Source organism: Colwellia psychrerythraea (assembly GCF_000764185.1).
GTDB classification, from domain to species: Bacteria; Pseudomonadota; Gammaproteobacteria; order Enterobacterales; family Alteromonadaceae; genus Colwellia; species Colwellia psychrerythraea_B.
Genome location: NZ_JQEC01000075.1, coordinates 1 through 14587, shown reverse-complemented (window position 1 = coordinate 14587; position 14587 = coordinate 1). Strand labels below are relative to the sequence as shown.

The window sequence follows — 14587 nt, the reverse complement described above, 5'->3', positions numbered from 1 at the left end:
GCTATGTAAAGCTATGTAAAGTTATTTTCTGCTTAGCTAAGATGACGTAAACTAATAGTTAGTAACCTTATGTTCACTTCGGCAACTAAGCCGCTCATTTTTAAAAGCAGTATTTATATGACACCAGCTACAGTTCAACCGAAACACATTTTATTAATTGATGATGATGCCGAACTTGCCGAGTTATTGACTGAATATCTCGCTTGTGAAAATATTCAGGTGACTTCTTGTTTAGATGGGGCCAGTGGGTTAGCAAGAGCATTTGATGATAGTTTTGATTTGATTTTACTTGATGTCATGATGCCTGTATTAAATGGCTTTGAAGTATTAAAAGCACTGGGCGGCAAGCATAAAACCCCTATATTAATGTTAACGGCTAAAGGCGATGATAATGACCGTATCTTAGGACTTGAGTTAGGTGCCGATGACTATTTAGCCAAACCATTCAAACATCGCGAACTATTAGCACGTATTAACGCCATTTTTAGACGAATTTCCATTGTAAAAAGCCAAAGTGCTTCACCAAGGCATGATAGCGCTGAACAACTTATGGTTAATCAAGTTAGGGTTAATCAAGCTACTCGTGAAATTACCTGTCAAAACAGTTTACTCGAACTTACTGGCACTGAATATTTAGTACTGGTTTATATGCTGGAGCACCATGGTAAAATAATCAGTAAAGCTGAAATATCAGAGCAAGTACTGCAACGCAAACTCAGTCCATATGATAGAACTGTTGATGTTCATGTCGGTAATGTCCGTAGAAAACTGCTCGCTATTGATCCAATAGATAAGATGAAAACAGTGCGAGGCGCAGGTTATGTATTTTTACAGGGAGAGCAGTAACAGTGCTTAATCAAAATACATGGCAGAAGAAGTTCTCCTTAGGTATTAGTTTAAAGTTATTTCTGGCTTTTTGGCTGGTTATACTCACTTCTGTTTTGATTAGTTACTTAGTTACCATGCAATTTAGGCATAGCCCAAGCCAAGAACAGGCTGATCCGCAACAACTGAAATTATTAACGGTTTATCAGCAAAGACTAATAGGTAAAACACATATAAAACTTAAAGCAATTCAGCACCAATTTCACCGAAAACATCAGCAATATTTACTAATAAAAAAAGTAGCGACTAACAAGGTTTATACACCCCACAATCGCGGCTGGTCAAAGGTAAAAAATTATTTAAAAAGACACCCTCTTAATAACCCTGTCACCATTGATTTTGATTTTACTAAGGTCACCTCTTCTCAACCTATAGTAGTTAATGGTGAGCAGTTGCAATTGTTTATAGCCAATGAGTTACAAAGAAAACGTTTAGTGACTTTAGTCACTCAATTACCTATTGCTTTACGTCTTTTTTTCTTATTAACCATTAGCTTTCTGTGTTGCTGGCTACTCGCTAAAAGCTTTACTAAACCTTTAATTGCTATTCAAAAAGCAAGTAATAAATTAGGCGAAGGTAAGTTATCAACACGTATCACACAATTTGACCAACGTTCTGATGAATTTGGCGATCTCGCGCGAAGCTTCAATCAAATGGCAGAACAATTAGAAGGTAATATTAGTGTCCATCAACGTTTGTTAGGTGATGTATCCCATGAGCTGAGGTCGCCATTAACTCGTTTGCAGTTAGCCGTTGCTTTAGCTGAAAAACATATGGGCAATAGCACGGAGCAACAAAAACATTTAACTCGTTGTGAAACTGAAGTTGATCGTTTGGATGAAATGATAGCTGACGTACTGACACTTTCAAGGCTTGAACATAGCCATAATGCCTTTACTGCTGATGAAATTGAGTTAAGCCATTTTGTCAGGCAAGTGGTAAATGATTGCCAATATTTTGCTAATAGCAAAAATATCATCATCTCTTTTGAAGGAAAAGCTAATTACTCCATTTTAGCCGATGTTAAGTTGCTCGCCAGTGCCATCAGCAACGTGATAAATAATGCGATTAAATACTCTCCAAACGATGAAATAGTTGTTATTGAGTTAACACAACAAGCTAAGCAAGTAGAATTAACTATTTCAGATAAAGGTCCCGGTGTACCTGATGAAGTAATATCTCAACTGTTTAGTCCCTTCTTTCGAGTTGCTGATGGTAGAGAACGTAGTAGCGGCGGTACAGGTTTAGGCTTAGCGATTGCGCAACAAGCAATTCACTTACATCAAGGTGAGATAATCGCTAAAAACCAAGCTTCAGCTGGTTTAAAGGTAACAATTATGCTGTCGTTATTACCAATATAGTATCACCAATTTACAAATCGACTTTGCCTTGTACAGATAAAAAGCAGCTACCTACTAGCTGCTTTTTCATTTGTCGATTGCCGATAATAAAATATCCCCCTTCTGAAACATTTAGCGACAAAAGCCACCTTGAAGCTCTATAACAAAGTGTGACATTGTAAGATGTTTTGCTATGAAACTAATATGACAACATGGAAGATAAAATAAAATGAAAAAAATAATAACGATATGCACTGCCTTGCTGCTCAGTAGCGCTATAAATGTGAGTGCAGCACCTGTAACTCAACAAGAAATAACAGCGACTAAAAAAAGTTATGATAATGTCTTAGCGACTTTTGTTGATGAAAAAGGTCCTGGTGCAGCCGCTATAGTTAGCCAGCACGGAAAAGTACTCTATAAAGGTGCTTTAGGCCTAGCAAACATAGAGCTACAAGTTCCCTTAACAACTGACAGTATATTTCGCCTCGGCTCTATTACTAAACAATTTACCGCAGCAGCAATAATGATGCTGGCAGAGCAAGGTAAGTTATCTGTAAATGATGATATTCATAAATATGTCCCTGATTTTCCAACCGAAGGGCAAGTTGTTACTATTGCTAATTTATTAAGTCATACCTCAGGTATTGCTAACTACACCGAAGTTGAACATATTTGGAAAAACCTCATTCCAACAGAGACTTCATTAGATGAAATGTTAACCGAGTTTGCCAAGCAGCCTATGCCGTTAAAAACCGGCGAAGCGATGCGTTACTCCAATACTGGTTATGTTTTATTGGGAAAAATTATCGAAGTAGCCAGTAAAAAAAACTACGCTGACTTTATTGAGCAAGATATATTTGCCAAATTAGGCATGAAGAATAGTCACTTTGGCGGCACTCAGTTGATTGGCAACAGAGCTTCTGGTTACTCTCGCACTGAGCAAGGTGTGGTTAATGCCGACCCAATTAATATGATGTGGCCACACGCTGCTGGTTCATTATTATCAACTGTTGATGATTTAGATATTTGGTTTACCGCGCTGCGTGATGGCACATTAATTTCTAAAGCCAGTTATAAAAAAATGATCACCCCTTTTAAACTTAATGATAAAAGCACTTCTGATTACGGTTATGGTTTAGGCATGTTTGATGTGAATAAATATACCGCTATTGGTCATGGCGGCGGTATCCATGGTTTTGTAACACACGCTTTTTATATTCCTGAAGAGGACTTATACGTGGCTGTTCTTAACAATAGTGACTCTGACGGTGCTCCTCGAGATATAGCATTGTTACTTGCTGCAAAAGCATTGAATATTAAAGTTCCTGAATTTAAAGCAATAACATTATCAGATAAAAAAATTAAAACTATGATGGGCTCTTACCAAGTCAATGATGAGTCTCAACGTACTTTAAGCTTTGAAAATGGTGAAGTGTACTCGAAACGTGATGATGGCCGTAAGTGGGTAATTAAGCCCATGTCTGACAATAGTTTTTATTATGAAGGCAGCTTGTCTTATTTCTCTATTGAGATAAATGAGCAAGGTAAACAGGTGATGAATTTTTACAGTGGATTATCAAATGATGCAAGTCCAGCAGTAAAAACTGAATAAGTTAGTTAGTAAATAAACAAAAAGGATGCATCTGCATCCTTTTTTATTACCTAAAACAAACCATACAAGCCTTTGTTTATAGTGAATTGAGGTAAGTCTCGTGCAAAAATAAAACCCAAAGTACCCGATTAGTACCCCTGAATATGTATCTCACTAGATTCAGCCGCTGATTACGACCACTCATAATAAATCGAATATGTTCATTAAATTGTCGATTCTTACCACATAGGCTCTGCCTTAGTCGGTAGGTATCTGTCTTTTTCAGGTTAATTAATCTAGTCTAATTATTGGACTAGTAACAAGGAGGTAATTTATGGGCACAATCAAAATTAGAAGAGGTGTAGCAATACCCCTAATTCTACTAACTATTCCTGTAACTATACTATTGTCTTGGGATGGCGAGAAGCAAGAGCAACAGTACAGAGAGAAGTTTAAGGCTGTATTACAGGAAGTCGCTACTATCTGCAACAAGGAGCAAGATGAGAGGTACATTCTAGGCAAGGATTTCGATTGCACTATCGAACAGCTAGCGATCCTTACACCTCAATAAATAATTATCGAGTAAATCATCTGCTTTAAAGGTCGCGTTCTACCACAAAGAAGACATTAGCATTTAATCAGTAGCGGTGATTTGGATTAGATTTTTTTATCGATAACGCCTCACTAAGAGGCAAAAATTGTTGGCTAAAATTAGCAACGAAGGAGCAAAAGCCAACTGTTTTTTGTCCTTTTGAGTGACTTGTTAGATTTCATTATCTCTCAAAAAGGTCATCAATAGCATCTGTAGAAGATTCCATACTATATCCTTGATCTCTATATTGATCGTAACCATCATCTTCGTACATTGCTGAATTTATATTAGATTGAATGATATCATCGATATCACAGCAGTCCTTTACATAATCTACATCGGCCTGTTCAAAGCTAATTCCTAGCTCTGAGAATCGTTCACTTATATAGTCCTCTAATTGGGGATAATCATTAGTATATTTTTCATATTCATCATTCAAAATACCTTCTTCAATAACATCACTTGTAATACCATCAGATAAATATTCTAAATACTCCTCTTTCAATTTCGCAGTTAAAGAGGCTGGAGATAATTCTACCGTTGACACCAAGTTTGAAATTGGAATGAATTCGTCCATATCTTTTTCATATTCATAGACCCAACTATTTAGTTGTTTTTGAAAAGCGGAGTCTGCAGAGTTGATATAACCTAAAGACAGTGACCAATTAATAAATTCAAAATAATCATATCCATATGAACAGGGGCCTGATATTAAGGCAGATTTAACTAGGCATTGTATATATTCAATTACGTCGTCTTGTGGTGAAAGCCTTGAGGAGGCACTAGCGAGTATCCTAAGTTTGTAACTATCTATTTCGTTTGCTTTATGTGATTTAGAAAGGCTCAGCAGTTGAGATTCAAGAATATTACAGAAATACTGTTGTTCAATAACTCCTGATGTCATCAAACTATTTAGGTTATAGATTGATTGAGGTGTTTTTAAGCACAAAAGTAGCTGATCAATATAATTAAAATCAGTTAAATAGTTTGAAATTACAAAGTCAGCTATAGACGGATTAAACAGATCATATGAAATTTTTTCTTTGTCTAAAACGCTTCTATTTAAAAGCGCACCAACTAATAACTTTATTACTGACTCATAATCTTTACGAGAAGTTAAACTTAAGTTACTTGATAATATTTCTCCGTAAAGAGAAGTTAACTCTTTCTCTGATAAGGATTGTCCATGCAACGATACCGCTATAACAATATGCTTGCAGATGTCATCAACCTGTATCTCGAAAACATTTTTCCAAATATCTTTGGGATTTGATAACGTTTTATCTATATATTCCCAGTATTGATTTGAATTTATATTAGAAAGACGGTGTTGGTCAGTTATAAAAGATATCAATCTCGGATTGAAATTTTTATGCTTAATTATTTGTAGGTAACGTTTCTCTTCATATATTTGATCTATATACTCTTCATTCAAATCACCAAACCAGATGTGGTTATATAATATTTTAGCCTTATCAATATCTGTTAACGAGGAAATTGATAATTCATATTCATTCCTATCTACTTTTTTAATGTCAAAAAGATCGCTGAGCCGCTTTCCTTGATTTAAAATATTTGAGCGTGATGTGAGAACAAACCTCTTCTTCTTATCTCTTTCAATTCTTTTAATAAAATTAATAACATGCGAGTCTTGGTGAGAATTAAGAGCTAATAAGAAGTTTCTTCCTAAAAAATCATCAAAATAGAAAACTTGCTTTGACTCATCATTATAAATATCTTCCGCCTCGTTTAGTGAATTTTCAATAAAACAAAACTCAAAGCCTTTGGCTGTATAATATTGACATAATTGATCGGCTAAAGAAGTTTTGCCGACACCTGGCGAACCAGTAATTATCACTGAGTGAATGTTTTCAAGTTTTTCGATTGCTTGTGTATGACTTTGAGTCACTACATATCGACATGATTCTTCAATGATTTCTTCTAATTTATGCTTACTTCTACCAATGATTGCGGAATTCAATATTGTTTGCAGGACATTGGTACTTGATATCCACAATTTGTAGTGTTTTCTTTCTACTTTAATATTATTTGATAAAATGTCATTAAGATCTTCACTTCCAAAAACATCTGACTCAGACAATATATATGGGGATAAAAGGCTCTTAATTTTAATCTTATTGTCCCTCGACAGCTCTAATGATGTTACGAAAACATAGCGCTTGGGGTTAAGCTTCCTCACTTTGTCTGCTTCTGTCTTTTCTATTGATCTGATAAGTGCCGCAATACCTGACTTTATCCAGTGCTTGCACTGAATAATGACTTCGTCTCCTTCCGAGGAAAAAAAACGACCATCGACTCCTCCATCACGCCCAACTTTAAACCTCTCAACTCGAGAGCCGAAATAGCATGTTAAAAGATCTGCTGATAAATCCTCGAATTCTTTATCATTCAAGCTACTAAAATCATAATCTGACATTTATTTGATGGCCTTTAGAGAAACTGGATATGGGACGAAAATCTAACGCCCCAATAAGAGGCTAAAAATTGTTTGCTATAATGTTGAGGAACGAAAACAGTAAACTGTGTTTAGTCCTGCTTGATTGGCTTGTTAGCCGCTAAAACACTATAAACTGTGGATATTACTCCAGAGTCATTCGTTAGTATTACCTTTCTCTTTATAGCCCGCTCTAGAATAACCTCAGCTATAGCATGAGCTAAGGTGATGTCAACTTTCCTTAAATTTTTATCTTTTATATGTTCAACAAAATCTTCAAGTGAAAAGTTTTTAAATTCAATCTTTTTAATAAAACCTTTAAATATTCTATTTTGTTCTGTCTCGGTTTTAAGCCTTTCATTATTTTCTTTTATTGATTCCTCTTTTCGCCAAGTGTAAATCCAAAATGCAACGGAAGAAATTACCAAGTACATCCAAATAAAATTTGTAAGAGAATCATTAAAGTTAACATAATTTGAAAGGACAGGATGATCTTTGACCGTATTTGGAAATAACCATAATCCTGATAATGCTGCAGTAACAGCTGTCAATGCTATTTTTGGCATTTTCATTCTAGCTTTGTATCCATCGCTATTTCTCTGGAGTGCAGTTGATAACGCTATACTTGTATTTACACCTTGATTCTGTGAGGAAATTAAATTTGTCACAGCTTTTGTTAAATCAGTCACGGCAGACATTGCAATTAGATCACTGTTTGATGTTTTTTGTGAGTCTATAAAATTAATTGCGCTATCTAACTTGTGATAGTTTGATTCTTCGCTAACACTTTTAAATTCACCACCGTTTTTATCGGGATGTAACGAAGATTGCATATTTCTTAAAATCCCTCTTACTGTATCAATTGATTCTTCAGAAATATTAAACTCATTTTTAATCATATCTATTGAGTTGAATTGATTGCTCATATCTATCCTTGTACGGCTAACAGCTTATTATGGAGACTTCTCAGTAATGTCAGCCCCATAGCTTTTATTTAATTTGTATTAATATCCCATAATTTCAGTGCCCTATAAACTAAAAACATTTTATTTTTGTTCGATGTTGGATATTACTGAGACTTCTCAGTAATATGACACAGTCAATCCATTAGAAAATATATCGCAAATATTTTGAAGCTAATTTCCGCTTTGCGCACCAAGAAGCCCTTAACAAAAGGGCTAATTAATTTGGAATCACTACTTTTTTAAAATGAAATGTTAAGGGCGGTAAGTACCAAGAGCAGACATTATAAATTACAGATATTTGATAGGTTGAATTAGGTTTTGTATTGATAGCATCCTAATAATGGGAAAAAATTGTGTTATCAATAATTGTTGTATTTGAGTTTTAACACTAAATATTACAAAATATTACAGTCAGCCATATTCAGAAAAATAGCATCTATACTACCTATTGCATCGCTTTTGATGTGAAGAATATTTAACTTAATCTCAAGGAATTGATTATGAAAATGATGATAAAGGTATTTGCTATTGCACTCTCAATGATTACTTTTTTTGCAAATGCAGAGATAGTAACCGTTGGCTTCAAGTCAACAGTTAGCTATAGCGATAACCCTGATATATCAGTTGGGGAAACAATTGATATATCTTTAACTTATGATACTGCATCTGCTTTTGATGGTGGAAATATATACTTTGATATCTCACCTGGCAGTAACATAACAGCAACCTTTGAAAATGGATTAGTGGTTAATACTAATCCGGCAGCGCCAAATAAAATTGATATGTATAGTTATAGCTACGAGGTGGCTCCAGCAACCTTTAACTATGATACTAATTTCCATTCGTATGATGCTGTTTCTAATACGGCAGCTACGGTAATGAATATGGATTTACTACTTTCAAATGTAGTTAGCACCAACCCAAATAATGCATTACGTGTTACTTGGGATGATGATGTCTCAGCATTTTCAATTAAAGATTTTAATGTGATGATTGACGGTTTATTTGTTCAATCTACTATCACTGAAATTTCAACCGCGCCAGAATCACCTGTTACTGTTGAAGCAACAACCTATTCAGCACCTATTTCGTCATACGGTGGGAGGTTATACTTTATCCGTGATGTTATAAATACTTCCACTAATACTGTTGAGATTAAACGTTGGGCATATATCACTTGGCCAGACGGTACACATTATAATCGTGATAGCCCTAAAAAGTTCATTTTAGACCCTATGGAGCAGAACATACAAACATCAGCATACTTTACTGTTCCATCATATTGGCCAGCAGGCACATATGAATATCATCTTAATTCAATTGTTGTTCAAGATGGTCAAGGGAATGAAGGTACTGTCTCGCAAGATTCATTTATGTTTACAAAAGAATAGATATATTATTCGAATTTAAAGTCATATAAGGCCGCCCATTTTAATTTAATGCGGCCTTTTTTATTCATCCATAATTATGAGCTAAGGCTGCTTTTACCACATTCGAGACATTAGCGATTACAGCTAATTGGACAGGTTGGATTAGATTTAGTATCGATAACACCCAATTAAAGGGCTGAAAATTGAGAGTGAAAATAAAGCGAAGCGAAACCGAGCAAACTCTTTTTAGTCCCGCTTAATTTGCTTATAAGCAAATGCTAGAGTAAATCACCATAACCCCAAATGATTGTTCCCCACAGAGCTAATACAACACCTAGACCTTTAAAGAATGAATAATATTTCCCAAACTTCTCTTTAGGCTTTTCACATTGAGAAGTAATTAACCCTGTAGGATTTATTTCGTCATTAATAGGAAATAAGACATATTCGATCCAAACAGCAAAAAATACAGCTAATGAACCACTTCGTTGAAACCATACATTTACAGGCTCAAGTTCAGGTTTAAATACAGAACAAATAGCGCCTATCGGAATTAATATGGCTAGTAACGCAAGAGGAATGCATTTGAGTAATCCTCTTTTTATTTCAGCATCAGTCATTGAATTGTGCCTTGCTTTAACGACTTGTTAAGCATTAAAACCCATAAAATTTGCCTATAGCAGTTGCTAATAAGCTTCCCGCTGCGCCAACTTTAACATCCCAAGCAGTTGAGGCAGCTTTTCCAACCATTTTCCCCATCCAACTCGATACCTCTGTTCCAAACTTACCTTCTTTTACTTCATCAGAAACGCTGTCATTCTCAATAGATGTTTCAAGTTTAGCAATATCTTCATCGCTCACTTTATGTTGTTTTAAAACCTCAATTAATGACGGAAGGTCATTTTTAGTAACAGAGTTTTTAATTGTTTGCGTATTTGAGTCACCCACCACTATTGTTGCGTTATCACCAAATACAGCATTATTAAACAAATCACTCACTCCAACCTCCTTAGACCTAGTTTTCATTTCATCTGAATCCATTTCAGACGGGAATCTTTCAGAAAGTTCTAAAACAAAATCTAATAATCTAGAGTTTACTTCAGTTAATACTTGCGTCATTGCTCCGGCTGAATGTATTCCCCAAGCACTTTCCACTTGGTAACTACTATCAAAGCCTTCTGACAAATAAGGATAAAACTCAGGAGCAACAGATATACTTAGATGTTCCTGTTCAGAATATTGCTCAATAACAGCAATACCATCCATTAAGTACTTTGTATCCAAACGTTCTCGAATTGCTGCATCTAAATGCATAACAGGTAATGTATGGTTTGGATATCTGTGTACCATATTGCTGACATGACCCTTTATAGTTAAGTGGAGTACTCTATAATCAGGAACAGATTCTTTTTCTGAGTATCCTTTCAACTCACCATTAACCCAATCTAATAACTCTTTTTCACCCAACTTATGAAGTAACACTTTGGTTTTAAGTAATGCTATTTTTAAGTTGTTTTCACCTGAACTTAGTAGCTCAATTATTTCTTCAATTAATTTCATAGGGTAACCAATATTAAATTAATGCATAACAATTTTATTATGAGGAAAAATGCCTTCTTTCTACAAGGCGGGATTAATCATCAATAATTTTATAATATTGTGAGGTTACTTGATTATTATCTGTAGATCAATGAGTTAAAAATAACAAATAAACTGGTCTATGTGTGAAAGAAGGTAATATCCGCTCTTTCTTGTAGAAAGCAGAAATCACAGCCTACTGTATACGAACAAACTAACAATAAAATAAACATTCATGAGAAAATATATGGCAAAAATTTTAACTCTAATGTCCATAAAGCGCACAGAGAAACCTTTAGCGGTGACCTGTTTTTAGTTGGTTATTTATTACGAGCTAAGACTCAATGTTACCACTGGGTACACTCGCTACACGAAGAAGTGCAGAAAAGATTAGGGACTAGAAATTAAATGAATCGCTGCGCTCGCTAAGTACAGCTTGTTATTTTTTCTTAACGCTCTGCTAAAAAAAGAACAAACGTAAAACTGACAAAACGCTGTGAGGCTTGAAACTTAACGCTCACAGGGCAACCCCGACAAAACTTTACCCCCGTATTACTAAACGGGAGTAAAATTTCATTCAGATGCTGCCATCATAGATTTAAAAACATAAAAAAAAAAAGTTCAAGAAATAGTTTTGCAGGAACGCGCATTAAGATTTTTATTTATTGAAGCACCAAGAACGCGATCAACATCTGTATGATATTGCTCTATTTCTGATAAAACTATGTTTTATGTTACGCTCCGCTGCATGCTTCGCATAAAAAAAACAACGCCAGAACGTTAAATAAACAAACGTGGGACCTCCCACTTACGTGGGTCCCTCCTCGTTAATTTAATTAACTGAACTGGCTAGAATTGAGTTTTAAAGATAGGCACTACTGGTGAGAACGAACAAAAGGCAGTGTAATCACCCCACACCTAATAAAACGATGCTTTATGCTTCGCATATGAAATAATTAAAAATGGTACCAAAAAACAAGTCGCTGGTTTAATCCTGGCAAAGAAAATGGTACCTATAACTTTTACGGCCAAGTCCGTTCGTCAGCCTACAGTATTTTTTTTGGTACCTTTCTTATCTAGCTGATCTAAAAAAAACCGCATAAGACAATAACTAAATAAAACCGCTAAAGGATCAAAAATATTCATAACAGTAAGAAGAAGAAGAACCTCAATTAAAGCAATCATAATTTCTCACCTAATAAAATTTGCAAGCTTTCTTCTGCTGACTGTTTAGCCCTAACCAATGCTCGCATTTCCTCTATAATCCCAGTTAAGCGTTCAACCTTTCTTTCAGCCTTTACCTTAGATTCATAGCATGACAAATAAGTCGTTGCAGCATTAGAAACCGCCTTAGATGCTGTACCAACTTCAAAATGTCCCTTTAAATCATCTAGATTATTATCTAAAAAAATATCGGTTTGGATTTTAATTAACATGTCCGGTCACTCCTTATTGTGTAATATTATTAATTGTTTCTATATAAAAACCTGAAGCTTTAAGGCTATACAAAACAGTATCACCAACAGATACACTAAAACGATTTAAAACCCTGTATGGTAAATCACCTTTAAAGAAGTGCTGAAAACTACCATGGCGGTCTTCAACAATAATTAAATTCTTTTCTACTTGAACAACCATACTTTCCGTAACTTTAATCATTTTAATCAGTCCTTTTATTAACTTATGGTACCAATTATACAGTAGCAACAAACAAAATCAATCAAAATAGTACCGTTTAAGTGTTTTATTTTCTCCAGGAAAAAGAAAAATGGTACTAAACAACCAAAACAACGTAGTAAATACTAATTAGAGGCTATTGCACCCTCACCTAAAAGAACACCTTGCTTAGGAGCATTACACGTTAAGTAATCAACAAAATCATAATACTTAATACGTATAGCGCAATCAGAAAATATCTTCATATCATAACCAGCCATCAACAAGTCTTTAGTTTTAAGCGTAAATACATGCTGACCATTTTGACTAGCTGAGAAGTAAAAAACCGTAACGCGTCTACCCTCATCCGTATACTCAGAAGAGCCGCTTATGCTTAAACTAATCTTGTGGAATGGATGAAACTTTTTACTATTAATTACCATCATTTCATATTCAATCTGTTGTGGGGTTTTAACGATAGGTACTACTGGAGAACTAGAAGCAACGACGGGCTGCTGAACCTTATTAGGTTGCTGAATAACTGTAGATACCTTTACAGTCTTATCTTTTTTAGGTTTAGCGGTTATCGGTTTATTACTACCTAAAATAGTACTAAGTAGAAATGCAGCAAACAAGAAAAAAACAATACTAAGCTTTACAGACCAATGCTTATACCACTTTTCAATATCATTACTTGTAGCCTCCTCAACAGCGCTATCACTATCTGTATGAGACTTATAAAAATTAAAATATTTTTTTTCATAAGTTCTTTCATGCGTAGCTACAACTGAAGCATTAGAACTAGCAGAGCCATCATGAACTTTTAAAATATACTTATCGTCTTGACCCATCATAGACTTTTTAATAGCTCTATAATGATTTACAACATTATCCTTAATGTCAGTATTAACCTTTCTAAAATTTTGAGTTATTAACATAATGTCATAGCCGCTATGGCGAGCTAAAGAAATGAAATCAACTAAATCCTTATCGCATTTAACTTTAGGCATAGGGATATGGCATTCATCAATAAAAAAATAAACGCCCTGATTTTTTTCATTTTTCCAATCTTTATATTGTGTGAAATGCTCAAGTTTTGAAAAAGGTCGTTGCTTACCGTAATTATGAAATTCACCGTCAACGACTTCTATAAGGTCTCTACAATAATCACCATAAACAGAACAAAAATAATCTACCATCAAAGGAATATTTGTTACAACCTTACGTCTATCCTTAGTCACAATAGGGATTATATGATTAACAACAGCCTCGTAACTTTTACCACCACCAGATTTTCCCGAAATACCATGAATCATTTTTAACTACCCCAACGTACAAAAGGAATCATTTGAATAATAAAACGAATACCAATACAGGTAACAATCATGCCCATAGCTTCAGAAAAACCAATGATTTTTAACATATAGATAGTCTCAGGTGGCAACATAGTAAAATATTTAGCAACATCTAAACCGTCCATAATTGAGCCAAGGCCATCAAGAATCACTATTGCAACATCCATTAAGCTATCTATACACCACATAAAAAAATCCTTTAACATGTCATAAATAGAGAGTACTAAACGCCAAAGAAAATCTATTCCATCATTCCAACGATTCGCAAACCAATCCAACATAATTAACCCCCAAACAAAATTTTACGACACAAAAAACCTGCCGTTATTAAAATAAATATCCTTATTGCTGGATAAACTCTCGGGTCAATTAAAAGAGAATGGCAACCAAAATTAGCCATAGAACCCATGTTAAAACAAAGCTGCATAGGCGGAGCAGCACCAGAGCCAAGACTAGGATTAAAGCTTTCTATAAAACCATAAAAAGCAGTACCTTGAGCATCTAAAATCTTACCTTCCATGATACCGACTAAACCATCAGGATAATCAGTTTTCCAAAAACCCTTTAAACCATCACTAGGCTCAGTTCTAGTAGCGATATTTGTGGAACAATTCCCCTCCTGATCACAAAACCCATCAGGAATACAATTATCACCTGTACAAGGCTCAGTTCCAGAGCCAATATCACAACCATCCCCCGTACAAGGCTCAGTTCCAGAGCCGCCACCACCAGAGCCATCACCACCAGAGCCACCACCACCAGAGCCATCACCACCAGAGCCATCACCACCAGAGCCATCA

12 protein-coding genes and 1 pseudogene are annotated in these 14587 nt (G+C 35.1%); 4 read left to right on the top strand and 9 right to left on the bottom strand.

The annotated features are described in order from the left end of the window. Positions 1-117: 117 nt before the first annotated feature. From GAB14E_RS00510 to GAB14E_RS00520, 3 genes are all read left to right on the top strand, one after another. Positions 118-846, top strand: coding sequence for a response regulator transcription factor (locus tag GAB14E_RS00510; protein WP_033084680.1), 729 nt, complete (start codon positions 118-120; stop codon positions 844-846). 2 nt (positions 847-848) lie between these two features. Then, positions 849-2246, top strand: a complete 1398-nt coding sequence (locus GAB14E_RS00515; RefSeq protein WP_033084610.1) for an ATP-binding protein — start codon at positions 849-851, stop codon at positions 2244-2246. 208 nt (positions 2247-2454) lie between these two features. Beyond that, the gene (locus GAB14E_RS00520) at positions 2455-3837 is read left to right on the top strand and encodes a serine hydrolase domain-containing protein (RefSeq protein ID WP_033084609.1); all 1383 of its coding nucleotides are present in this window, start codon (positions 2455-2457) and stop codon (positions 3835-3837) included. Between the two features lie 752 nt (positions 3838-4589). Here GAB14E_RS00520 and GAB14E_RS0123605 read toward each other — a convergent pair. Both GAB14E_RS0123605 and GAB14E_RS00530 read right to left on the bottom strand, forming a co-directional pair. Next, on the bottom strand, positions 4590-6845 hold the full coding sequence (locus tag GAB14E_RS0123605; RefSeq protein ID WP_052094154.1) for an nSTAND3 domain-containing NTPase: 2256 nt from the start codon (positions 6843-6845) through the stop codon (positions 4590-4592). 110 nt (positions 6846-6955) lie between these two features. Next, complete coding sequence (locus GAB14E_RS00530; protein WP_033084607.1) at positions 6956-7789, bottom strand: hypothetical protein; 834 nt, start codon at positions 7787-7789, stop codon at positions 6956-6958. Positions 7790-8328: 539 nt separating this feature from the next. On the opposite strand from GAB14E_RS00530, the gene GAB14E_RS00535 reads away from it, so the two are divergent. Further along, positions 8329-9219 carry a hypothetical protein gene (locus tag GAB14E_RS00535; RefSeq protein ID WP_033084606.1) on the top strand — a complete coding sequence of 297 codons (891 nt, stop codon included), beginning with the start codon at positions 8329-8331 and terminating at the stop codon, positions 9217-9219. Positions 9220-9476: 257 nt separating this feature from the next. Here the strand turns inward: GAB14E_RS00535 and GAB14E_RS00540 are convergent, their stop codons facing one another. The 7 genes and pseudogenes from GAB14E_RS00540 to GAB14E_RS25190 all read right to left on the bottom strand — a co-directional run. Continuing rightward, complete coding sequence (locus GAB14E_RS00540) at positions 9477-9818, bottom strand: hypothetical protein (protein WP_033084605.1); 342 nt, start codon at positions 9816-9818, stop codon at positions 9477-9479. Between the two features lie 34 nt (positions 9819-9852). Next, a complete protein-coding gene (locus GAB14E_RS00545; protein ID WP_033084604.1) occupies positions 9853-10758 on the bottom strand; it encodes an AbiTii domain-containing protein in 906 nt (301 codons plus the stop codon). A gap of 1199 nt (positions 10759-11957) precedes the next feature. Continuing rightward, a complete protein-coding gene (locus tag GAB14E_RS00550; RefSeq protein ID WP_033084603.1) occupies positions 11958-12212 on the bottom strand; it encodes a hypothetical protein in 255 nt (84 codons plus the stop codon). Positions 12213-12225: 13 nt separating this feature from the next. Next, on the bottom strand, positions 12226-12435 hold the full coding sequence (locus tag GAB14E_RS00555) for a hypothetical protein (RefSeq protein ID WP_033084602.1): 210 nt from the start codon (positions 12433-12435) through the stop codon (positions 12226-12228). 143 nt (positions 12436-12578) lie between these two features. Continuing rightward, a complete protein-coding gene (locus GAB14E_RS24330) occupies positions 12579-13748 on the bottom strand; it encodes a zonular occludens toxin domain-containing protein (RefSeq protein WP_052094152.1) in 1170 nt (389 codons plus the stop codon). A gap of 2 nt (positions 13749-13750) precedes the next feature. After that, entirely contained in the window at positions 13751-14068 is a 318-nt protein-coding gene (locus GAB14E_RS00560) for a DUF2523 family protein (protein ID WP_033084601.1), read from the bottom strand. Between the two features lie 2 nt (positions 14069-14070). Further along, positions 14071-14587: pseudogene (locus GAB14E_RS25190) on the bottom strand (hypothetical protein); the annotation flags it as partial.